Below are 21,372 nucleotides of genomic sequence, written 5' to 3'. Positions count from 1 at the left end.
AAAGCGAGGTGATGAGGCATGTCGCAAGTCCAAGAACCGAACGTAAGGCCGGAGCCTGATCAATTGCTCATCGACATTGCCGATTACGCGGCGAACTTCCGTATCCGCAGCGAGACGGCATACGAGACGGCGCGCTACTGTCTGATGGATACGCTCGGATGCGGTATTCTGGCTTTGAAATACCCGGCCTGCACGAAGCTGCTCGGTCCCGTCGTACCCGGCGCGGATCTGCCCGGCGGCGTCCGGATTCCAGGCACGTCGTATGAGCTCGACCCCGTAACGGCGGCCTTCAACATCGGGTGCATGATTCGCTGGCTGGATTTCAACGACACGTGGCTGGCGGCGGAGTGGGGACATCCGTCCGACAATCTCGGGGCGATTCTGTCCGCCGCCGACTATGTCAGCAGACGCAACGACGCGGCTGGCAAACCGCCGCTCACCATGCGCGACGTGTTGACGGCCATGATCAAAGCGCATGAGATCCAAGGCGTGCTGGCGCTGGGCAACAGCTTCAACCGCGTCGGGCTGGACCATGTCATTCTCGTCAAAGTCGCCTCGGCCGCCGTCGCCACCGGCTTGCTCGGCGGCACGAAGGACGACATCGTCAGCGCGCTCTCGCACGCTTGGCTCGATGGCCATCCGCTGCGCGTGTACCGCCACGCGCCGAATACGGGCTCGCGCAAATCCTGGGCGGCCGGCGATGCCGCGGGCCGCGCCCTGCAGCTGGCGTTCCTGACGCTGCGCGGCGAGATGGGCTATCCGTCCGCGGTCACGGCCAAGGGCTGGGGCTTCAGCGACGCGCTGTTCCAAGGCCGCCCCATTACGCAGGAGCGTCCGTTCGGCTCCTATGTCATGGAGAACGTCCTGTTCAAGATCGCGTATCCCGCCGAGTTCCATGCCCAAACCGCGGTGGAAAGCGCCATTCGGCTCCATCCGCTGGTCGCCAGCCGGCTGGATGACGTCGCGCGGATCGTCATCGCGACGCACGAGTCCGCCATTCGGATCATCGACAAGACTGGACCGCTGCACAATCCCGCCGACCGCGATCACTGTCTCCAATACATGACGGCCGTCGGCTTGCTGCATGGCCGCCTGACGGCGGATCATTACGAAGACGAAGCGGCGGCGGACCCCCGTATCGACAAGCTGCGCGGACTGATGAAGGTGACGGAGAACGCCCAGTTCTCCCGCGACTATCTCGATCCCGAGAAGCGTTCGATCGCGAACGCGGTGCAGATCTTCTTCCGCGACGGCGGCATGACGGAACAGGAGGTCACGGAGTATCCGGTCGGCCACAAACGCAGGCGAGCCGAAGGCATCCCGCTGCTGCAGCGGAAATTCGAGGCCAATCTGGCGACGCATTATAGCGACGAGCGGGTCCGGCGCCTCGTCGAGCTGTGCGGCAATCCGCAGGAGCTGGAAAGCATGGCGGTTCACCGGTTCATGGATTTGCTGGCGAATTAGCGGTCCGGACGCGATGATTTCAGGAGACGCGACGGTCATGCAAAGGCACGAAGGCGGAGGCGGCGCTCGCATGCTCCGCCTTTTTTTAATTCGTCCGTTGAAGGAAAACGGAGCCTGACATCGAAAGTTTTGTACGAACATTTCAGAAAAGTTTGCAGCCGAGGGGCTTAATCCTCGGCTCGGACCTTTTGCAATTGGAGGAGATCGAGATGAATAGCGATAATCGGATTCGAATTGGACTCATCGGAGCCAGCTGGTTCACGGATTTGTGGTTTTTGCCCGTACTGACGCGGCATCCCGGCGTCGAGGTGGCGGCGATTTGCAGCAAGAACGGAGCGAACGCCCAGGCGCTTGCGGACAAATACGGCATTGCCGGCGTATATCGTTCGGCCGAAGCGATGATGGACGAGGCCGGACTTGACGGCGTCTGCATCGTAACGCCGAACGATCTGCATTATCCGCTGACCATGGCCGCCATTGAACGGGGGCTGCACGTGCTGTGCGAGAAACCGCTCGGCATGGACGGCGGGCAGACGACAGCGATGAGGAACGCGGCGGAACAGGCCGGCATTATTCACGGGGTCAACTTCTCGATCCGGCAGCATCCTGCGGTGCAATACATGCGTCAAGCCGTAGCGGACGGCCGGATCGGCCAACTGCTCGAAGGACGCTTCGAATATTCCGGGGACTACGGATTATCGGGACCGCCGGGATGGCGCGGTTCCGTCCAAGCGGGCGGTTCCGGAGGCGTGCTGCAGGATCTCGGTTCGCATATCATCGATCTGTCGCAATATATTTTGAACGATGCCATCAGAGCCGTTCAAGGCTCTGCACGGTGTTTGGAATCCGGACGGAGCGTGGATTTCGCCGAACGTTCAAATCCGGATCAGGCGGCCGATTCCATAGCGTTCCTGGCCGATTTCGCATCCGGCGGCCATGTTGCTTATCAGACAAGCTGGGTCAAGCCGCAGGGCAATAATTTGCAAACGCTGGCGATCGAAATTCAAGGCGCGGAGGGCAGTTTGAAGCTTATTAGCTGCGGCTATGGCGGACAGCTGCAGTTCGGCGGTCCGGGGCGCGATTGGGAGACGATCGAGCTGCCCGGCCTGCTGCCGATCGACTATGCCGAGACGCCTTCGGAGGATCGCTTCCGGACGTACCGGAATTCGCCCGACAATGAAGCCTGGCGGTGGGCGGACGCGATTTTGCGGGCCCGCGGCGATCAATCGCCGAAGGTCGAATTGCCCGATTTCATCGCGGGGGATCGCGTTCAACAGGTCATCGATGCCATTATGGCGTCATCCGAAACGGGCAGGAAAGTGAAGGTTCAGTAAGAGGGAAGCGGAGCTGGGACCGGAAGAAGCGAATCGAAAATTCGGACGGGAGATGAGGCCAAGATGGAACCGATCGTGCAAATTTCGCTGGACTTGACGACGATAGAGGAAGCGCTCGAGATGGCGGAGGTCGCCGTGGACGCAGGGGTAGACTGGATCGAAGCGGGTACGCCGCTGCTGCTCGGGGAAGGTCTTCATGCGGTTGTCGCTTTGCGCAAGGCTTTCCCGAACCATCCGATCGTCGCGGATTTGAAAACGATGGACGGCGGCTACCTGGAGGCGGAAATGATGGCCAAGGCCGGCGCAACGCATGTCGTGGTGATGGGCGTCGCCCATCCGGCAACGATTCGCGCCGTCGTGCGCGCGGCGCGCGATTACGGGATCAAGGTCATGGGCGATATCATGGCTGCTCCGGATCCGGTCGCATGCGCGCAATTTCTGGAGCAGAGCGGCGTGGATTACATCCTTGTGCACACCTCGTTCGACGAACGGGGAGAAGATCCTGCCCGCAGTCCGTACGACCACTTGAAAGCGGTTGTGAGCGCGGTGTCGATCCCGGTTCAGGCAGTCGGCGGTCTATCGATCGAGCAGGCGGCCGAGATGCCGAAGCTTGGCGCGCCGCTGGTCGTCGTAGGCGCCCCGCTCGTCATCGACCGCAAGGAATTCCGCCCCAGCACGGATCGCGGCGAGCTCAAGGCGGTGCTGGAAAATCTGGTCGCGAGGGTGAAAAACAGTGTCCAAGCCTGAGCTGCGCGATGCGAGAGTCGCCGTCTTCCCGAAAGGGTACATGGATGAATTGACGAACGGCACGATGACGATCTTCGAGTGGATCGAGCTGGCTGGCACGCTCGGGGTGGACGGCATCGAGCTGTATCCGACTTTTCTGAAGCAGCAGGACGAAGCGTATTTGAACCGCGTGAAAGCAGCCGCCGACAAGCATCGCCTGGCCATCCCGATGATGTGTTCTTCGCCGGATTTCGTCCAACCGGACGAGATGGCGCGGGAGAGCGAAATCGAGCGGATGAAAGCGATGATCGACGTGATGGCGCTGCTCGGACCGGAGGAGTTCCGAAGCGTTCGCGTGCTGTCCGGCCAGAATCGTCCCGGCATATCCCGTGAAGAGGGCATTGCTTGGACGGTGGCATGTATCCGGCGCCTGCTGCCATACGCCGAAGCGAAGAGGGTTCACTTGGTGATGGAAAATCACTATAAGGACGGCTATTGGGTGTATCCGGAATTCGCGCAGTCCTCGGCGATCTTCCTGGCTATCGTATCGGAGATCGATTCCCCTTGGTTCGGCGTCAATTTCGACCCGTCGAACGCGCTGCTGGCGGGCGAGGATCCGCTGGTCGTGATGGAGCAAGTGAAGGAGCGCATCGTGACGATGCACGCTAGCGACCGGTATTTGAAGCCGGGCTATACGCTTGAAGACTTGCGGGCGTATTCGCTGCAAGGCTATTCGGAAGCGCTCGCGCACGGCGTGATCGGCAAGGGGCTGAACGATTATGACGCGATTTTCTCGCATCTGCGCGATATCGGCTTCCATAGATGGATCTCGATCGAAGACGGCGTTAACGGGCTGGACGAAATGCGGCAATCCGCCGTATTCCTGAAAGCCAAACTAGCGGAATGGGGAGCGAAGCGATGAATCGAACGGGAACACGGCTTGCGGGCAAAACGATCGTCATCACGGGAGGCGCCCGCGGCATCGGAAAAGGCATCGCGCTGAAATGCGCGTTACAGGGCGCTAACGTCGTGCTGGCCGGACCGAATGAGCAAGAAGGGGAGGCTGCCGTACGCGATATCGAGCAGCAGACGGGATCGGAGGCGCTCTATGTCCGGACCGACGTCACTAAAGTGGACGATTGCCGGGCATTGATGGCCGCGGCAGCAGAACGCTTCGGACGCATCGACGGGCTGGTGAACAATGCGGGCATCTTCCCGCGCGGGGATTTGCTGAACACCCCGGAAGAGCTGTTCGATTCCGTCTTCGACGTGAACGTGAAGGGCGCCTTCTATTGTTCGCAGTACGCGGTCGCCGCGATGATCGAGACGGGAGGCGGATCGATCGTTCAGATCGGCTCGACCAATGCGTACGTGGGCCAGCCGGACCTCGCGGCGTATTCCATTTCCAAAGGCGCGTCGCTTACGCTGAGCAAGCATATCGCGGCGCACTTCGGGGGCCAGCGGATCCGGTCGAACTGGATAACGGTCGGCTGGGTCGCCTCGGACGGCGAAGTCGAGCTGCACCGGAAGATGGGCATCGGCAAAGATGAGCTTGCCGCGATGGGCGCGTCGATCGTGCCGAGCGGCAGGCTGCAGACGGAAGAAGACATCGCGTTCGGCGCCGTCTACTTGCTCAGCGACGAGTCCTCTCAAGTAACGGGGACGGAACTCGCGATTACGGGCGGGCATCGGTTGTGGTGATAAGAAGATAGCCAGCAGCAATGAACAGGCAGCAACCAAAAAGGCAGCGCCGGAGTCGATCGGACTCCCGCGCTGCCTTTTTATGACACAGATTTCCCCGTCCCGTCTATGCTATGATGCTAGCAGATAGAGTCGCGAACAAGAGGAGGCTGGCATTGGCATGGGGCATTCCATCTTCAACCCCGACCGGCCCGGCAACGCCGATCGGGATTTGCAGCTGCTGTACTGGGGCAACGAACGCTGCGCGCCCGGGCATTCCGTCGGACCGGGCATCCGGGAATGCTGGAAGGTTCATTTTATCCATGACGGGTTCGGGAAATTAACGGTAGGCGACCGGTCATTCCGGCTGTCGGCGGGCGAGGCGTTCATCATTTATCCGCATGTCGTGATGCATTACGAAGCGGACGGCGAGGTGCCGTGGACGTATTCGTGGATCGCGTTTCAAGGCGCGCAGGTGCGCGATATTCTGGCAGGGACGAGCTTGGCGGCGGACAATCCGGTGTTTCCGATGGATCTGAGGACGATGCCGGGGTTCTGCGATTCGCTGACCGAAGCGCTGTCCCATGGCGGGGCTGCGGACTTGCGGCTCACGGCGCTGCTGTACGAGTTCATGTTCGCCTTGACGGAAGCGGCCCCGGCGTCGGCGGCCGCGCTCCCTTCCCGCAAGCAGGACGGCTACGTGCACCGCAGCATGACGTTCATCCATACCCACTTCTGCGAAAATATTTCCGTCGGCCAGCTCGCTTCGCATATCGGCTTGGATCGGAAATACTTTTCCGTCCTGTTCAAGGAAGCGCTGGGGATGCCGCCGCAGCAGTATCTGCTGCATTACCGGATGGACAAGGCGTGCGACCTGCTCGGAAGCGGGGCGTATACCGTCGGCGAGGTGGCTCGTTCCGTCGGCTACCAGGACGCGCTGCTGTTCTCGAAAATGTTCAAGAAAGTGAAGGGCGTCTCGCCGAAACAATTCATGCCGAACGATCTGAAACAGACTTTATAACATAATTATCAGCCTTGCTAACATTGGCTCGTCCTCATTCGTCCATTAATATAGGTGTTGTTATTCAGTTGTGGATCAATAAGGAGGATGCAGGAATGACTTACAAGGCTGAACAAGATCGATATGACAAAATGACATATAACCGCTCGGGACGGAGCGGACTGCGGCTGCCGGCGATTTCGCTCGGGCTGTGGCATAACTTCGGCGGCATCAACGTGCTGGAGAACCAGCGCGCGATGGCGAGAAGGGCGTTCGATCTGGGCATTACCCATTTCGATCTCGCGAACAACTACGGGCCGCCGCCTGGATCGGCCGAAGAAAATTTCGGCACGCTGCTGAAGCAGGATCTCGCGCCTTACCGGGACGAGCTGATCATCTCGACGAAAGCGGGCTATTACATGTGGCCGGGGCCGTACGGCGAATGGGGCTCCAAGAAGAACCTCGTCGCGAGCCTTAACCAGAGCTTGAAGCGGATGGGCCTCGATTACGTCGATATTTTCTACCATCACCGTCCGGATCCGAACACGCCGCTGGAAGAAACGATGAGCGCGCTGGATCTCATCGTCCGCCAGGGCAAAGCGCTTTACGTGGGCCTCTCCAACTACTCGGCGGAACAGACCCGCGAAGCTTCGCGGATTCTGAAATCGCTCGGTACGCCTTGCTTGATCCACCAGCCGAAATACAACATGATCGACCGCTGGGTGGAGAACGGCCTGCTCGACGTGCTGGACGAAGAGGGCATCGGCTCCATCGCCTTCTCGCCGCTGCATGCGGGCATTCTGACGGACCGTTACCTGAACGGCATCGCGGCGGATTCCCGCGCGGCAGGGCCTTCCGTCTTCCTGAACGAGAATGCCATCACGGAGGACGTCATCGCCAAAGTCCGCCAGCTGGACGAGCTGGCGGACTCCCGCGGCCAGAAGCTGTCGCAGATGGCGCTCGCTTGGGTGCTCCGCGGCGGCCGCGTGACGTCCGCCCTCATCGGCGCGAGCAAGGTCAGCCAGATCGAGGACGCCGTCGGCGCGCTGGCCGTGCCTGATTTCACGGGCGAAGAGCTGGCTTTGATCGATGCGATTATTAAGGGGTAATGATGTGGGAAAACGCAGGGCATCTTCGGATGCGCTGCGTTTTCTCAGTTTGCGAAGGCATAGGCTGCGCCGGTAATTCAGGTGGGGGCTTAGCTCTCGTGCCGCGCCGCGACGAGCTGCGACGAGCTTTGCGATGCTGAGCCGAGATGTGCGGTGCTGCGCCGAGCTGAGCGCCGCGTCGAGCCGAGCGCCGCGGTACGGCAGAGCTGAGCCGCGTCGTGCGGAGCCGAGATGCACCGCACCGAGCAGAGCAGACCTGCGACGAACTGTGCGGTGCTGCGCCGAGCGTCAAGTCGAGCCGAGTAGTGCGGAGCTGAGCCGAGCTGATCTGCGTCGTGCGGAGCCGAGATGCACCGCACCGAGCAGAGGAGAGCTGCGACGAACTGTGCGGTGCTGCGCCGAGCGTCAAGTCGAGCCGAGTAGTGCGGAGCTGAGCCGAGCTGATCTGCGTCGTGCGGAGCCGAGATGCACCGCACCGAGCAGAGGAGAGCTGCGACGAACTGTGCGGTGCTGCGCCGAGCGTCAAGTCGAGCCGAGTAGTGCGGTGCTGCGCCGAGCTGATCTGCGTCGCACAAAGCTGAGCTGTGCCGCGCTGTGCGCTACTGCGTCGAGCCGCACCAAGCCGAGCTGAGTCGCGTCATGCCGAGCGAGCTGTGCTGTGCGAAGACGAGCTGAGCCGAGCCGAGCCGCACCGCACCGCTCTGAGCTATGCTGAACCGCGCCGCACCGTGCGGTGCCGCGCCGAGCTGCCGAGATTTAACGAATCGTAGGATGCTTATTCGGTCCGAATAGGCCGTTTCGATTTTCTAACGAATCGTACAAGCGCTATTGCTTGCAGAAGCCCGCAATTTCGCCCCTTTTCACGTGTTTACTGAGATATAACGCCGCCACGATTCGTTAGAGAGAATCTCCCTTCATTTTCGAGCAAATAAGCGCGCTACGGTTCGTTAGCACCAATCGACGTATCTTCCTGATCACCAATTTGCGTGTCATATTGCGATGCATAACCATTTTCCGGCATTGCAGCGAAACCGATCATCAAGTACTGATTTTGAAGCTGCGCCTATCCACCTGTATTTGTTTTCCTCCGGAATATCAACGATTAATCCTTTCGAACTATCGCCATGATGAACGTTATCTAATTTCCCGGTTGCATCTATGATCCCGCTCGTCGTATTGTCGATTCGATCCACGCTGAAATACGCGAATGCTCCGTTAAATTGCGGCCGTTCTCCGATTTCCTTCGCTATTTTTTTAGAGATAAAGGGAAGGCCTTTATAATGATCATTTTCTGCAGATAAATTGGCCCCCCAAATCATGATTGCTTTGCCATCTTGGATCTTATAATAGAAAATGACATCTCCTTCCGACACTAAAAATCGATCAGCTTTCCCTACCGGAAAATAAAAGATTTGCGTCATGAGGGAACCGCCATATTCAAGGGCGTCTATATCTAAATCGACTCTTGGAAGTTTAAGCGCCTTCGTCCGGTCCGTTGTTAATTCTTGGTTTGCCGTTTGGGTAACCGTGCCGATCGTAATGGTATTCGCAGCTGCGGACCAACTGACTTGCACGCCGACGGACTCCCCGATAAACCGCAAAGGCACCATGACACGACCCTGTTTAATAAGGGAGGGAACAGTTAATTGAATCTTTTCCGTGCCCTTCCAGCCAAACTCCTCATTTACTCGCAAGGTAATCTTATCGGTCCCGTAAAGGATGGTAGCAATCTTCTGCTTATTGTCCCATTGGGTAGTTAAACGAGAAAGTCCGAGCTTTCCAATTACATTTAGCGGAACTAGTGTCGTCCCGTTTACGACGTAAGGCGCAACATCCGCTGTGATAGGCCCGTTCAATCCTACAATCTTAATCGTCGATGGGGCTGCTTCGACCGGCGAGTGAACGGCCAAAGAGGAGCTTAATAGGGCGGACAATGCTAGTAGTGATCTTTTTATTTTCATGATAATCTCACCATCCTGCATCGAGTAATACAAGTATACTTATAGAGACTGAGTCTCAGTGGAAAATGTTACATGTCGGTATGCGAGGAAACTCTTTTTTTTAAAAATCGGGGAGGCAGGCCGTTGAAAACTAAAATTGAAGCTATAATTTTCGATCTAGGCGGAACGTTAATCGATTACGAAGGTTTTCCTCACTATTGGGGTGATTATTATCATCAAGCGTTCAAATATGTATCCGATCAATTAACTTTAAACGTGTCGGAGGAACAAATTAACGCAGCGACAGAAACATTGAAGAAATACAATCCGCGACTGTATCCAAGAGAGATGGAGTATACGCCTGCAGCTATATTTTCTGATGTTTTTGATGGATGGAACCTAGCCGAAAATAGGTTTGATACGGCAATCGCGGTTTTTTTTGCGTTCTTCCAACAGAACGTGATGGTCTATCCGGAAACCGTACCAGTTATAAATGAGCTTAAGGCGAATGGTTACAAAATCGGGATTTTGACGGATGTACCCACTGGTATGCCAACAGAGATCATTATTCAGGATATACGCACATTCAAGGATAAAATCGATTATTTCTTATCCTCCATTGACTGCGGTTTCCGTAAACCCAATAAAAGAGGCATTGAGATCATCGCAGAGCATTTCGGGGTTCAGGTTCAACATATCGCTTTCGTCGGAAACGAGGAAAAGACATTGAAGCAGCGAAAAACGCTGGAGCCCTATCGATCCTTATCAATAGAGAAGCAATGAATAAGGACTATGGCGAAGATATTCAACTTTCGAATCTGACGGAAATTACAGCCATCCTGAACGAAGCTTCCGGTATTTGAATCAACGTTACAATCCGTGCAACTTCCGGCCCCGACTTCGCGTCCCCTAGAAGACACTTGGAAAATAGTGTCCGATCTTGGGGATTTTGTGTTTTAATGAAGTATTCAGAGGGCCAAGCCCCCGAATGAAGCATCTGCAGCAGAGAATGAGCTCCCACGTCAGTCCGGTTCATCACTCTAGGGAATCCCATTCATCCCTTGCCTAGGAGGTTTTATTTTGGCGCATGACCGCAAAAGATTTCACTTCGACAATCTGTACTTCTTGGACCCGAAGCAATACGAGCTGTTCACCCTGTACCAGATCGGCGATCTGAGCTGCGATTCCGGGTATGTGCTGCAAGAACATACGCAGCTCTGCTACGAGATCACCTACGTCATGTCGGGGAGAGGTTGGTTCTCGACCAACGGCGTGCGCAGCGAGGTGGAAGCGGGGGACTTGTACATCAACATCCCCGGCGAGGTGCATACGGGAGGCGCCGACGACAAGGAACCGTTCCGGTATTTCTACGTGGGCTTCCTCTTCAACCTGCAGCCGGACGACGAGTACCGCGAGAACTATGAGACCCCGTTCATCCACATTCAGAAAATGATGGACAAGCGGGAGAATCCGCTGACGAAGGACCGCTTGGACATGCAGCACACGTTTCTAAGCGCGCTGAAGGAATTCCGCAACATGTCGCACTATTCGCAGATGATGACGCAAATGTATTTGAACCAGCTGATCGTGCTCATGTACCGCAACTTCTTCGACGATTGGGACAGCACGTACCACTACGATCAGAGCAGCGGCAGCGGCGGGGCGAAAGAAATCGTCTACAACGCGATCAGCTACATCGACAACAACATGCTGACGATGCAGGACTTGGCGGAGGTATCCCGCGTGCTCGGGTACAGCTATTCGTATCTGTCGCATCTGTTCACCGAAGAGACGGGCATCAGCCTGCGCAACTTCTACTCGCAGAAACGGCTGCAGAAGATGCTCGAGCTGATGAAATCCAAGACGCTCAGCATTACGGAAATCGCCGCGACCATGCAGTATCAGTCCATCCATTCGTTCAGCCGCGCCTTCAAGAAGGCCGTCGGCTTGTCGCCGACCGAGTACATTCGGTTGAATTGCAAGGAGTGAACACTCCCTTTTGCACGCCAATGACCTAAACAATGGTACAACAATACAGCATGAACGGTTAAATACAGCCTATCCCGATTCGGGTAAGATTTCCTTAGAAACGCACTCTTGAAGAGGAAGAGGGGACGATATGGGGAATGTGAGACGGTTAGCTTCGATCGCGGTAGTCGGGAGCATGGCGGTGGCGATGTTGTCCGCATGCGGCAATTCGAACGACGGGAAGACGAATGCGAATACGCCGAACACGAACACGGGGGATACGAACGCGAGCGGCACAAATGCAACGGGCACGAATACGACCGGTACGAATACGGGGGGCACGACTGCGGAAACGCCCAAGAAAGACGTCACCTTGAATTTCTGGACCATCTCGCTCAGCCCGAACTTCGACGATTACGTCAACGCCCGCATTAAGAAATATCAGGACGAGCATCCCGGCATTACGGTGAAATGGACCGACCTTCCTTACGGCTCCATGGAGAACAAACTGCTCACGTCCATCGCCGGCGGCAATTCGCCGGACGTCGTCAACCTCAACACCGGCATGACGCTGACGCTGGCGGCGAAGAACGCCCTTGTCGATTTGAACAAGGAAGCAACGGAAGAACAACGCTCGATCTATTTCCCCGACCTCTACAACTCTACCAAACTAGGCGAAAGCGCCTATGCCTTCCCATGGTACTTCGGCTTATCCGTCTTCATGTACAACAAGAAGATCTACGAAGAAGCGGGTCTCGACCCGAACAAACCGCCTGTCACGCTCGATGAACTGAAGCAGCAAGCCATTCAAATCAAAGCGAAAACCGGCAAATACGGCTTCACGCTCGTGTCCAACCCGCCAGCCGATTTGTATTTCTCCGGCGTGCCGATGATCAGCGACGATAAGAAGAAGATTATTCTCAACACGCCAGAGGCGCTCGCGTGGGCAAAATGGAACAAGGCGTTGTACGACGAGGGCGTTATTCCGAAGGACAGCGTCGGCGCCGATGCCAACTACGCGACCGACAAGTACCAAGGCGGCCAGATCGCCACGCTGACAACGGGCGCGAACTTCCTGAACCGCGTCAAGACGAATGCGAAGGACGTGTACGACAACACGCTCGTCGCCAAAATGCCGGCCAAGAAGGAAGGCGGCAACTACCAGGCCAGCCTGATGGACGTCGTCGTGCCGACGATGAGCAAGAACCACAAAGAAGCGATCGACTTCGCCAACTACATCACGAACGACGAATCTCAGCTTGAATTTTGCAAGGTAGTCAATATTCTGCCTTCCACGAAGAAAGCGGCGGCCGATCCGTTCTTCACGCAGGGCGGCGACGATCCGGAATCCAAGGCCAAAATCATCGCGGCGTCGATGGTCGGTCAGGCGAAGGACTTCACGCTGGGCATCAAGGACGAATCGAAGGTGCTGGATCCGCTCTGGAAAGGCTGGACGAAGATGATGCTCGGCCAGCAGTCGCCGGAGGACATGCTGAAGACGGCCGAAGCGGAGATGCAGAAGCAATTGGATGCCATCAATGCGGAAGGCTAGATGATCATGCGGGGAGTGAACGTCTCTCTCCCCGCTATATAGGGGGAAGGGGGATTTCGCATTGGCTGCCAAATTGTCCAAACAGCAGAAGAGCCGGGCCGGCTTCGCCTATCTGATGATCGCTCCCGGCGTCCTGCTGCTGATCGTGTTCACCTTTTATCCGATCGTATACGGCCTTCCCCTCGCGTTCACCAATTATTCCGCCCTCGATACGACGAAATGGATCGGGCTGAAGAACTTCCATCGCGCGTTCAGCGACCCGGATTTCTACGTTTCGCTCAAGAACTCGCTGATCTACGTCGTCGTCGTGCCGATCATTCAGATCATCGCGATTCTGATGGCGGTGCTGGTCAACACGAAGCTGCGATTCGTCGGTTTCTTCCGGGTGGCCTACTTCATTCCGGTCGTTACGTCCATGGTCGCGGCGGCGATCGCGTGGAAGTGGATGTACGAGGAGACGGGGATCCTCAACTACATCCTGCGAACCCTCGGTCTCACGCATCACGATATTGCCTTCATGGTGGAGCCGAAGTATGCGCTGGCGGGCGTCATGCTCGTTACGATTTGGAAAGGGCTCGGCTATTACATGATGATCTACCTGGCCGGCCTTCAGTCCATTCCGAGCGAGCTGCAGGAAGCGGCCAGAATCGACGGCGCCAATCGCATGCAGGTCATACGCTTGATCACGATCCCGCTGCTGATGCCCTTCGTGCTGCTATGCTCGCTGCTATCCGTTATGGGCGCGATTCGGGTGTTCGACGAGATTTTCGTCATGCACGGTCCTAAGGGAGATCCGATCAACTCTACCTTGGTCACGAGCGTGTACACGTACAAAGTCGCGTTCCAAGACTTCGACTTCGGCTATGCGGCTGCGATCGGGCTTGTCGTCGCGCTGATCATTCTGGTGTTTTCCTTGTTCATGTTCCGTTACACCCGCAAGGGAGGGCTGACCTACTATGAGTAATGCGACCCCGAACCGCGGCATCGAGAGGGCGGAGAGAACGTCGGCAGCCGACGAGGCTGGACAATCCAGACAGACCAGACAATCCAGACAATCCAGACAATCCAGATCGTCAAGGCCGGTGTCGCTGCGAAAAATCATATCGGCGATCATCGTCTACGCGCTGCTGGTGTTTACGGCGCTGCTGTGTCTCGGCCCCTTCCTGTGGCTGCTGTCCACCTCCTTGAAGGTGAACGCGAACGTGTACAAATTCCCGCCGCAGCTCATTCCGTGGCCGATGAATTTCAAGAACTTCAGCGACGTGTTTCACATCATGCCGCTCTGGACGTACATCAAGAACACGATCCTCATGACCGGGATGGGCGTCCTGCTGAACGTGGTCATCTGCACGATGACGGCGTATCCGCTCGCGCGCATCGTGTTTCCGGCACGCAATTTCGTCTTCTATGCCATCGTCAGCACGATGATCCTGCCGAACGCGGCGGGGATGATCGTCAACTTCATCATCATTCAGAAGCTGCATCTGTACAACACGCTTCTCGGCATCGTGCTCCCGTCGGCGGTCAGCGTATTCAACATCTTCTTGCTTCGCCAGGCGTTCATTACCATTCCGAACGATATGGAATATTCCGGCCGGATCGACGGAGCGAGCGAATTTCGGATCTTCTGGAACATCATGGTCCCGATGGTTCGTCCCGCGATCGCAACGGTCGTCATCTTCGATTTCATGGCCTTCTGGAACAGCATGATCTGGCCGATCATTATCCTCGACGACAAGGAGAAGTACCCGCTGGCCGCGGCGCTCCAATATTTGCAGGGGAACTTGTCCTATAACTTCCCGTACATTGCGGCAGGCACGATTATTTCCGTCATTCCGATCATCATTATATTCCTGATCTTGCAGAAGCAATTCATTAACGGGATGGTCGGCGCGGTCAAAGGGTAATGGAACGGCTGCATGATTGCAGCCGTGAAAGCGCTGGTATGCATACGGCCCGGCATCCCCACATTGAATATATGAGGAGTGGATATTGTGATACGTAAACGTAAAATCGCACTGGCAGTCGCTTTCGGGTTGTTTGGCACGAGTACCGCATTCGCGGCAGACACGGCACCGGCGACGGTCCCGGTCGCTTCCCTGCAGCCGGCCGTTCATCTCGAGAAGCCGCAGCTGACGGGCGTAGGCGGCAAGCTGCTGCTAAGCGATTCGCCTGAAACGTTCTCCGGCACGGGCGCATTCTACCGGGATACGGCCGAAGGCGAGTTCCGCGTGTTCTGGCATCATCAGAACGAGGCGCCGCAAACGCTGACGGTGGGCGTCGCGATCACGAACACGTCGGCGGATACGGTTTCGTTGTATCTCGAAGGCAACGGCCTTGGAACGAACATCTATGTCGACGTCGCCGGCCAATCCGCGCTCGCCGACTTCATCGCTTCCGAGAACAAGCGGACGCTGGCGGCGAAGCTCGCCCCGGGCGAGAGCTATTACTTCGATGCGCCGACGGACAACAACATTACGAACAGCGGCATCGTGCAGTTCGAGGCCGTGTCGGGCAAGAAGAACGCCCCGGCCCAAGTAACGGCGACCGTGCTCAGCTATGACGCGAAGCCGGAGCATCCGGAACAGGTCGAGGTGCTGCCGGAAGACTCGCATACGCGGGGCACGTTCCCCCACTTTGACCGGACCGGCACGGTTCAGTACGATACGGCGCTCGGCAACGCCTACCTGCGCATCGATTCCGCCGCTTACGGACAATGGAGCGACGCCATGCCCGGCGAATACGAGGACGGCTGGGATGCGGTCGACGGCAACAAGCCCGTCATCAACAACGGCAACTACGGCGTTATGTATCGCTTGAACACCGAAATCGTCAATAGCTTCCACCATCCGAGACAGGTCGGCCTGTTCTTGAATCCGTCGGGCGGCTACGGTCATTACGTGGTCAAGTGGAACAAGACGATTTTCCAATCCGGTTATACGACTTATGAGAACGCGTGGAACATCACGAACTTCAAGCTGAATCCGAACGGCGGCACGTATAAATCCGAAATGAGCCTGACCGGCGGCGCGGCGGGGCCGCAAGTCATCTACTTCACGAACCAGGAAAAATAATGGAACCGAGGAGGCTTACCCGATGAGCAAGGAGATGCATGCCGATCTGGTCATTATCGGCGGCGGGACCGGCGGCTGCGCGGCGGCGCTGGCGGCTGCCCGAATGGGCGTCACCGTGATCATGACCGAAGAAACGCCATGGATCGGCGGCCAGCTGACCAGTCAAGCCGTGCCTCCCGACGAACATCCCTGGATCGAACAGTTCGGCTGCACGAGGAGCTATCGCCGGTTTCGCGACGGCGTGCGGCAGTACTACCGGGACTATTTTCCGCTGACGACCGAAGCAAGGGCGAACGTGATGCTGAATCCGGGCAACGGCTGGGTCAGCCGGATTTGCCACGAGCCGCGAACCGCGCTCGCCGTGCTGCAGCATATGATGGCTCCCTATATTCACAGCGGCCGGCTGACGATTCTGACCCGGTATGCTGCGGAGTCGGCCCGCACCGAAGGGGATAACGTCGTATCGGTCACCGTGCGGGGATTGGACCAATCGGAGCGGATGGAGCAGGTGGAGCTGGTGGCCCCGTACTTCCTCGATGCGACCGAATGCGGCGACGTCCTGCCGCTCGCGGGCGTCGAGTACGTAACCGGCGCGGAGTCGCAGCGGCAGACCGGAGAGCCTCATGCGCTCGAAGGCGATCCGCAGCCGATGGATATGCAGGCGTTCACGTACTGCTTCGCCATGGACTACCTCGAAGGAGAAAATCATACGATCGACAAGCCCGGGCAATATGAATTCTGGCGGGATTACAAAGCGGATTTCTGGCCGGATCGCCTGCTGAGCTGGACGGGCGTCAAGCCTGCGACGCTGGAGCCGATTCGATTCGATCTGTTTCCCGACAAGGATTGGATGTCGCTGATGGGGTATCGGCGAATCGTCGACAAGAGCAATTTTGCCCCGGGGACGTATCGCAGCGATATCTCCGTCGTGAACTGGCAGCAGAACGATTATTGGCTCGGCTCGGTCATCGACGTGAGCGAGGAAGAGAAGGCGCGCCACTTGGAAGGGGCAAAGCAGCTGAGCTTGTCCCTCTTGTATTGGATGCAGACGGAGGCTCCGCGCGCGGACGGCAAGCTGGGCTATCCCGGCCTGCGTCTGCGCAAGGACGTCGTCGGCACCGCGGACGGGCTTGCCATGGCGCCGTACATTCGCGAATCGCGCCGGATCAAAGCGGAATTCACGGTGCTGGAGCAGCATCTGAGCACGGAATGCCGCGGCACGGAAGAAGCCGAGACCTTCCTCGATTCCGTCGGTATCGGCTGTTACCGGATCGATTTACACCCGAGCACGGGGCTGCGCCATTATATCGATATTTCCAGCCTGCCGTTCCAGATCCCGCTCGGCAGCCTGATCCCTGTCCGCGTCAACAATCTATTGCCCGCAGGCAAGAACATCGGCGTCACTCATATCACGAACGGCTGTTATCGTCTTCATCCGGTGGAATGGAACATCGGAGAGGCGGCCGGCTACCTGGCCAGCTACTGCTTGCAGCACGGCATCAAGCCGCGGGATGTCCGCAACCGCCAGGAGCAGCTCGCCGCCTTCCAGAAGCTGCTTGTCCAAGAAGGCATCGATCTCGCATGGCCGGAGTCGCGCCCGGTCTGATCTACACGACTAACTTAATAATCAGGGAGTGTCTACTATGACAAACACGATTCGTATTGGCGTTATCGGAGCAGGCTCCATCTCGGAAATGCATTTGAAATCCTACGACAAGAACCCGAACGCGAAGCTCTATGCCATATGCGATTTAAACGAGCAGCGGGCGCAGGCCAAGGCCGACAAATATGCGATTCCGCATGTGTACACGGACTATCTCGAACTGCTCGCGAACCCTGAGATCGATGCGATCAGCATCTGCACCTGGAACAACAGCCATGCGGCCATCAGCATTGCGGCTTTAAACGCGGGCAAGCATGTGCTGTGCGAGAAGCCGCTGTGCCGGACGGTCGAAGAAGCGCTTCAAGTGGAGCAGGCCGTAAGGCAAAGCGAGAAGACCTTGCAAGTCGGCTTCGTCCGTCGGTACAGCGCCAATACGCGAATCGTCAAGGAGATGGCGGATCAAGGCGATCTCGGCGAGATCTATTATGCCAAGGCGTCCTGCATCCGGAAGCTCGGCAACCCCGGCGGCTGGTTCTCCGATCACGAGCGCTCCGGCGGCGGTCCGCTGATCGACGTCGGCGTTCACGTCATCGACCTATGCTGGTATCTCATGGGCAGGCCCAAAGTGAAGTCGATCAGCGGCAATACGTATAAGAAACTCGGCAACCGCGCCAACGTGCAAAATCTCGCCTACTATAAGTCGTCCGACTACGACGCCGACAAGAATACGGTGGAGGACATGGCGAACGCGCTCATTCGCTTCGAGAACGGCGCCTCGCTCTATGTCGACGTCAGCTTCACGCTTCATGCGAAGGAAGACGAGCTGACGGTGAAGCTGTACGGGGAGAAAGGCGGCGTAGAGCTGGAGCCGTCGCTGACTTTTATCACGGAGAAGTACAATACGATCATGAATGCGACGCCGCAGATCAACAACCTCTCGTTCGATTTCGCGGCCGGGTTTCAGGATGAAATCAATTATTTCATCGAAGTGTGCAACGGCACGAAGCAGACGTTAAGCCCGGTCGAGGACGGTGTCGAGATGATGAAGATGCTTTGCGGCATTTACGAATCTGCCGAGGCAGGGGAGGAGATCCGTTTCTAACGGCGGATCGGGGGCGATGATGAGCATGAATGAGAACATGAACGAGCAGATGAACGAGAAGATGAGCGAGAAGATGAACATGAAAACTATCGGGTTTATCGATTATTTCCTGGATGAATGGCATGCCGAGCACTACCCGGCGTGGATCGAGCAGGCATCGAACGGCGGAATGCGGGTTGCTTATGCTTATGGCAAAGTGGATAAGCCGGGCGGGCTGACGAATGCGGCGTGGTGCGGGAAGAAAGGCATCGAGCTGCTCGCTTCCGTCGAGGAGGTCGTGGCCAAGAGCGACTATCTGGTCGTGCTGTCGCCCGATCATCCGGAGTTTCACGAAGAGCTGTGCGAGCTGCCGCTGCGTTCGGGCAAACCGACGTACGTGGACAAGACGTTCGCGCCCGACCGGCGTACGGCGCTTGCGCTGTTCGAGACGGCTCGCAAGAACGGGACGCCGCTCTGGTCGGCTTCCGCGCTTCGTTTCGCAGCGGAGTATGCAGAAGCGGCTGGAGCAGGGGGAGAAGCCGGAGCCGAGGAGAGGGCTGGAGCAGGGAGCGGAGCCGAGGACGGAGCAGGGTACGAACCCGGGGCTGAAAAGCCGGGAATCGCGGTCATCGGCAGCGTCGGGCCGGGCACGTACGAGAGCTACGCGATCCATCAAGTCGAGCCGATCGTCATGCTGATGGGCTGCGATGCTCGGCGCGTCATGTACATCGGCAACGCGGCATCTCCCGCGCTGCTCATCGCGTACGCGGACGGCAGGCAGGCGGAAATCCGCCATTTCGGCTGGGATTGCCCGTTCAGCCTGACGGTACAGGACGAGTCGGGGAAAGCCCGGCTATTGAAGCCGGGAACGGATTATTTTCAAGCGTTCATTCGGCAGCTGGTGGAGTTCTTCGAAACCGGCGAGTCCCCGGTGGATCCGGCCGAGACGATTGCGATCATGACGATTTTGGAGTACGGGCGCAAGGCGGCGTCAAGGCCGTACGAGTGGCTCGAGCTGCCGGTAGTGGAGTAGGATGTAGGGAGTTAGTAAAGGTTAAAAGCTTACCCTGGATGGGGTGAGCTTTTTTATGATGGATAAAGGAACCAACTGACAGCGACCAAACAAATCAATTCGTTAGGTGAACTGCTGAAGACGAAATTCCGGTATGATAATAATGGTAATATGTTAAGCAGTGGGAACGGTCATGCAGATGTGACGGTGCTTATAGAAGAGTACAAGACATTATTAAACAAAATCAGACCAATAAGTTCATCGACTGCGAAAGGTGCAGAAAAAGCAGCAATATATGCTAAGCAGGTTGCTAAATTTTTAGGGAGTATTTTATCGTGGGAGGTTAAACCATGGCTAAACGAATCAAATATCACATTGGAGACATTATTTTAGTTCCTGTATGTGACATGGAAGGGTGGTTACCTGCGAGGATTCTAAGACAATATAAAGCAACTGCTCTCATCGAAGTATACGGATCGGATATTATTATGGAATCATCAGGTTTTAATAAAGAAAAGATGTTTTCACAGAAACCCATACTAACGATGTGGTGCTATGACGCTGTGATAAAAACAGGGGAGTGGACCATTGTTGGAAATGAACCCGTTATACAATACGAAGATATCTACTTTTGGACAAAAGATAATAGCCTTGGATATATTTTACTTAAAGGAGATGAAAATGGGAAAGGGGAGTTTACTGGGATTGCGATTTCAATGGAAGAAATCAAGAACTATAATCCTTATGGAATTACTAATGAATTTGCACTACCAGAAGATCTAGCTAAAATTATCAATAGTAAATAAAGCTTATAGATTAAGACGGTCAATTATGGTCAGTTGTTCCATAATTGACCTGTTTTTTGTTAGTTTCATTTCCTACGGTTTATTCTGATTCATTACGAGCATTATTCAAGGAATTGACAACGTTCCGAAAACTTGTGTGGAGTAAAATAGAAGTTTATTTGGAATTGTTTGCATTCTTGCATATTAACTCGCCGGTTATCGCATGATTTTCCCTCTACTCCAGCACGGCCTCCGCTTCAATCTCCACCAGCAGCAGCGGATCAATCAGCGCTTTAACCTCAACCATCGTCGCCACGGGCTGAATGTCCTTGAAGAACTCCCCATGCGCACGCCCGATCTCTTCCCACTTGGAAATGTCCGTCACGAACATGCGCGTCCGCACGACGTGAGACATGTCCGCGCCAAGCTCCCGCAGCGCTTTCTCGATCGTTTGCAACGCGAATTTCGCTTGTTCGTAAGGATCGCCGACGCCAACGACTTCGCCGTCTTTCATCGCGGTCGTGCCTGCCACTTCGATTCGGTTGCCCACGCGGATCGCACGGCAATAGCCGACCAGCGGCTCCCAAGGCGAGCCTGTGAAAACTTGTTTCCTGCTCATCTAAATCTCTCCCATCCAACCTCTAATAGTATCCATTATACACGGTTGGAGCAGGTGCGAAACGTTCGTATTGTGTGATTTTCATGTACGTGGTACATTTAGGTAACAACTAAATTATTAAAGCGTTGCCTAATATCGGGTTCGAGGAGTTGGTCCATCATGCTGGCATGGATGCTGCGTCAAATCATGGCGGAGCGAGGGGTTTGGTCCGGTGCCGCGCTGGCCCGGCTGCTGAAGGAGAAGGCTGGCTACGAGCTGTCCGCGCCGTCCATCAGCGCACTGTTGAACGCGCCGCCGAAGCAGATCAAGGCCGAGACGATGGATGCGTTATGCACGGCGCTCGCATGCACGCCGAACGACTTGTGGGTGCATTCGCCGCCGATTTCCGAGAGCGGTGCCGGAGCGTTGAACTAGTGAGTAGAGAG

At 56.5% G+C, this 21,372-nt stretch carries 20 protein-coding genes; 18 read left to right on the top strand and 2 right to left on the bottom strand.

The window, feature by feature from the left end; all coding sequences use genetic code 11:
* The first annotated feature begins 18 nt into the window (after positions 1-18).
* The 7 genes from GZH47_RS10855 to mgrA all read left to right on the top strand — a co-directional run bounded on the left by GZH47_RS10855 (position 19) and on the right by mgrA (position 7,313).
* Positions 19-1,464, top strand: a complete 1,446-nt coding sequence (locus GZH47_RS10855; RefSeq protein ID WP_162640113.1) for a bifunctional 2-methylcitrate dehydratase/aconitate hydratase — start codon at positions 19-21, stop codon at positions 1,462-1,464.
* A gap of 209 nt (positions 1,465-1,673) precedes the next feature.
* Complete coding sequence (locus tag GZH47_RS10850) at positions 1,674-2,798, top strand: Gfo/Idh/MocA family protein (RefSeq protein WP_162640112.1); 1,125 nt, start codon at positions 1,674-1,676, stop codon at positions 2,796-2,798.
* Positions 2,799-2,861: 63 nt separating this feature from the next.
* Positions 2,862-3,545 carry an orotidine 5'-phosphate decarboxylase / HUMPS family protein gene (locus GZH47_RS10845; RefSeq protein WP_162640111.1) on the top strand — a complete coding sequence of 228 codons (684 nt, stop codon included), beginning with the start codon at positions 2,862-2,864 and terminating at the stop codon, positions 3,543-3,545.
* The gene (locus GZH47_RS10840) at positions 3,532-4,446 is read left to right on the top strand and encodes a sugar phosphate isomerase/epimerase family protein (protein WP_225446440.1); all 915 of its coding nucleotides are present in this window, start codon (positions 3,532-3,534) and stop codon (positions 4,444-4,446) included. Before GZH47_RS10845 ends, GZH47_RS10840 begins: the two co-directional genes overlap by 14 nt.
* Positions 4,443-5,225: an SDR family NAD(P)-dependent oxidoreductase gene (locus GZH47_RS10835; protein ID WP_162640110.1), complete on the top strand. Its 783-nt coding sequence runs from the start codon at positions 4,443-4,445 to the stop codon at positions 5,223-5,225. Before GZH47_RS10840 ends, GZH47_RS10835 begins: the two co-directional genes overlap by 4 nt.
* 160 nt (positions 5,226-5,385) lie before the next feature.
* Positions 5,386-6,225, top strand: a complete 840-nt coding sequence (locus tag GZH47_RS10830; RefSeq protein ID WP_162640109.1) for an AraC family transcriptional regulator — start codon at positions 5,386-5,388, stop codon at positions 6,223-6,225.
* 95 nt (positions 6,226-6,320) lie between these two features.
* Positions 6,321-7,313, top strand: coding sequence for an L-glyceraldehyde 3-phosphate reductase (gene mgrA / locus GZH47_RS10825; RefSeq protein WP_162640108.1), 993 nt, complete (start codon positions 6,321-6,323; stop codon positions 7,311-7,313).
* A 989-nt stretch (positions 7,314-8,302) separates the two neighbouring features.
* On the opposite strand, the gene GZH47_RS10820 is transcribed toward mgrA, so the two are convergent.
* Entirely contained in the window at positions 8,303-9,274 is a 972-nt protein-coding gene (locus GZH47_RS10820) for a copper amine oxidase N-terminal domain-containing protein (protein WP_162640107.1), read from the bottom strand.
* Between the two features lie 123 nt (positions 9,275-9,397).
* Here GZH47_RS10820 and GZH47_RS10815 point away from each other — a divergent pair, with 123 nt between their 5' ends.
* From GZH47_RS10815 to GZH47_RS10770, 10 genes are all read left to right on the top strand, one after another.
* Entirely contained in the window at positions 9,398-10,036 is a 639-nt protein-coding gene (locus GZH47_RS10815) for an HAD family hydrolase (RefSeq protein ID WP_162640106.1), read from the top strand.
* A gap of 297 nt (positions 10,037-10,333) precedes the next feature.
* Positions 10,334-11,242 carry an AraC family transcriptional regulator gene (locus GZH47_RS10810; RefSeq protein ID WP_162640105.1) on the top strand — a complete coding sequence of 303 codons (909 nt, stop codon included), beginning with the start codon at positions 10,334-10,336 and terminating at the stop codon, positions 11,240-11,242.
* 130 nt (positions 11,243-11,372) lie between these two features.
* Positions 11,373-12,773: an ABC transporter substrate-binding protein gene (locus tag GZH47_RS10805; protein WP_162640104.1), complete on the top strand. Its 1,401-nt coding sequence runs from the start codon at positions 11,373-11,375 to the stop codon at positions 12,771-12,773.
* A 61-nt stretch (positions 12,774-12,834) separates the two neighbouring features.
* Positions 12,835-13,737, top strand: a complete 903-nt coding sequence (locus GZH47_RS10800; protein WP_225446439.1) for a carbohydrate ABC transporter permease — start codon at positions 12,835-12,837, stop codon at positions 13,735-13,737.
* Entirely contained in the window at positions 13,730-14,680 is a 951-nt protein-coding gene (locus tag GZH47_RS10795) for a carbohydrate ABC transporter permease (RefSeq protein WP_162640103.1), read from the top strand. The genes GZH47_RS10800 and GZH47_RS10795 overlap by 8 nt, the downstream gene beginning before the upstream one ends.
* Positions 14,681-14,767: 87 nt before the next feature.
* On the top strand, positions 14,768-15,847 hold the full coding sequence (locus tag GZH47_RS10790; protein ID WP_162640102.1) for a hypothetical protein: 1,080 nt from the start codon (positions 14,768-14,770) through the stop codon (positions 15,845-15,847).
* 22 nt (positions 15,848-15,869) lie between these two features.
* A complete protein-coding gene (locus GZH47_RS10785; protein WP_162640101.1) occupies positions 15,870-17,453 on the top strand; it encodes an FAD-dependent oxidoreductase in 1,584 nt (527 codons plus the stop codon).
* Positions 17,454-17,490: 37 nt separating this feature from the next.
* Positions 17,491-18,552: a Gfo/Idh/MocA family protein gene (locus GZH47_RS10780; RefSeq protein WP_162640100.1), complete on the top strand. Its 1,062-nt coding sequence runs from the start codon at positions 17,491-17,493 to the stop codon at positions 18,550-18,552.
* 79 nt (positions 18,553-18,631) lie between these two features.
* Entirely contained in the window at positions 18,632-19,564 is a 933-nt protein-coding gene (locus GZH47_RS10775) for a Gfo/Idh/MocA family oxidoreductase (RefSeq protein WP_162645180.1), read from the top strand.
* A gap of 329 nt (positions 19,565-19,893) precedes the next feature.
* The gene (locus GZH47_RS10770) at positions 19,894-20,349 is read left to right on the top strand and encodes a hypothetical protein (RefSeq protein WP_162640099.1); all 456 of its coding nucleotides are present in this window, start codon (positions 19,894-19,896) and stop codon (positions 20,347-20,349) included.
* Positions 20,350-20,563: 214 nt separating this feature from the next.
* Here GZH47_RS10770 and GZH47_RS10765 read toward each other — a convergent pair whose 3' ends face one another.
* On the bottom strand, positions 20,564-20,947 hold the full coding sequence (locus GZH47_RS10765) for a RidA family protein (protein ID WP_162640098.1): 384 nt from the start codon (positions 20,945-20,947) through the stop codon (positions 20,564-20,566).
* A gap of 159 nt (positions 20,948-21,106) precedes the next feature.
* Here GZH47_RS10765 and GZH47_RS10760 point away from each other — a divergent pair, with 159 nt between their 5' ends.
* Positions 21,107-21,361, top strand: a complete 255-nt coding sequence (locus GZH47_RS10760) for a helix-turn-helix domain-containing protein (RefSeq protein ID WP_162640097.1) — start codon at positions 21,107-21,109, stop codon at positions 21,359-21,361.
* Positions 21,362-21,372: the final 11 nt, after the last annotated feature.

The organism is Paenibacillus rhizovicinus, from assembly GCF_010365285.1.
GTDB lineage: Bacteria > Bacillota > Bacilli > Paenibacillales > Paenibacillaceae > Paenibacillus_Z > Paenibacillus_Z rhizovicinus.
The sequence above is the reverse complement of the archived record's forward strand: the minus strand, read 5'-3'. Positions and strand labels throughout refer to the sequence as shown.

Coding starts and splice junctions, on each gene's coding strand:
- GZH47_RS10855 (WP_162640113.1), top strand. CDS start 19: ATGTCGCAAGTCCAAGAACCGAACGTAAGGCCGGAGCCTGATCAATTG.
- GZH47_RS10795 (WP_162640103.1), top strand. CDS start 13,730: ATGAGTAATGCGACCCCGAACCGCGGCATCGAGAGGGCGGAGAGAACG.
- GZH47_RS10765 (WP_162640098.1), bottom strand. CDS start 20,947: ATGAGCAGGAAACAAGTTTTCACAGGCTCGCCTTGGGAGCCGCTGGTC.
- GZH47_RS10835 (WP_162640110.1), top strand. CDS start 4,443: ATGAATCGAACGGGAACACGGCTTGCGGGCAAAACGATCGTCATCACG.
- GZH47_RS10830 (WP_162640109.1), top strand. CDS start 5,386: ATGGGGCATTCCATCTTCAACCCCGACCGGCCCGGCAACGCCGATCGG.
- GZH47_RS10760 (WP_162640097.1), top strand. CDS start 21,107: ATGCTGGCATGGATGCTGCGTCAAATCATGGCGGAGCGAGGGGTTTGG.
- GZH47_RS10780 (WP_162640100.1), top strand. CDS start 17,491: ATGACAAACACGATTCGTATTGGCGTTATCGGAGCAGGCTCCATCTCG.
- GZH47_RS10805 (WP_162640104.1), top strand. CDS start 11,373: ATGGGGAATGTGAGACGGTTAGCTTCGATCGCGGTAGTCGGGAGCATG.
- GZH47_RS10850 (WP_162640112.1), top strand. CDS start 1,674: ATGAATAGCGATAATCGGATTCGAATTGGACTCATCGGAGCCAGCTGG.
- GZH47_RS10775 (WP_162645180.1), top strand. CDS start 18,632: ATGAAAACTATCGGGTTTATCGATTATTTCCTGGATGAATGGCATGCC.
- mgrA (WP_162640108.1), top strand. CDS start 6,321: ATGACTTACAAGGCTGAACAAGATCGATATGACAAAATGACATATAAC.
- GZH47_RS10770 (WP_162640099.1), top strand. CDS start 19,894: ATGGCTAAACGAATCAAATATCACATTGGAGACATTATTTTAGTTCCT.
- GZH47_RS10845 (WP_162640111.1), top strand. CDS start 2,862: ATGGAACCGATCGTGCAAATTTCGCTGGACTTGACGACGATAGAGGAA.
- GZH47_RS10820 (WP_162640107.1), bottom strand. CDS start 9,274: ATGAAAATAAAAAGATCACTACTAGCATTGTCCGCCCTATTAAGCTCC.
- GZH47_RS10785 (WP_162640101.1), top strand. CDS start 15,870: ATGAGCAAGGAGATGCATGCCGATCTGGTCATTATCGGCGGCGGGACC.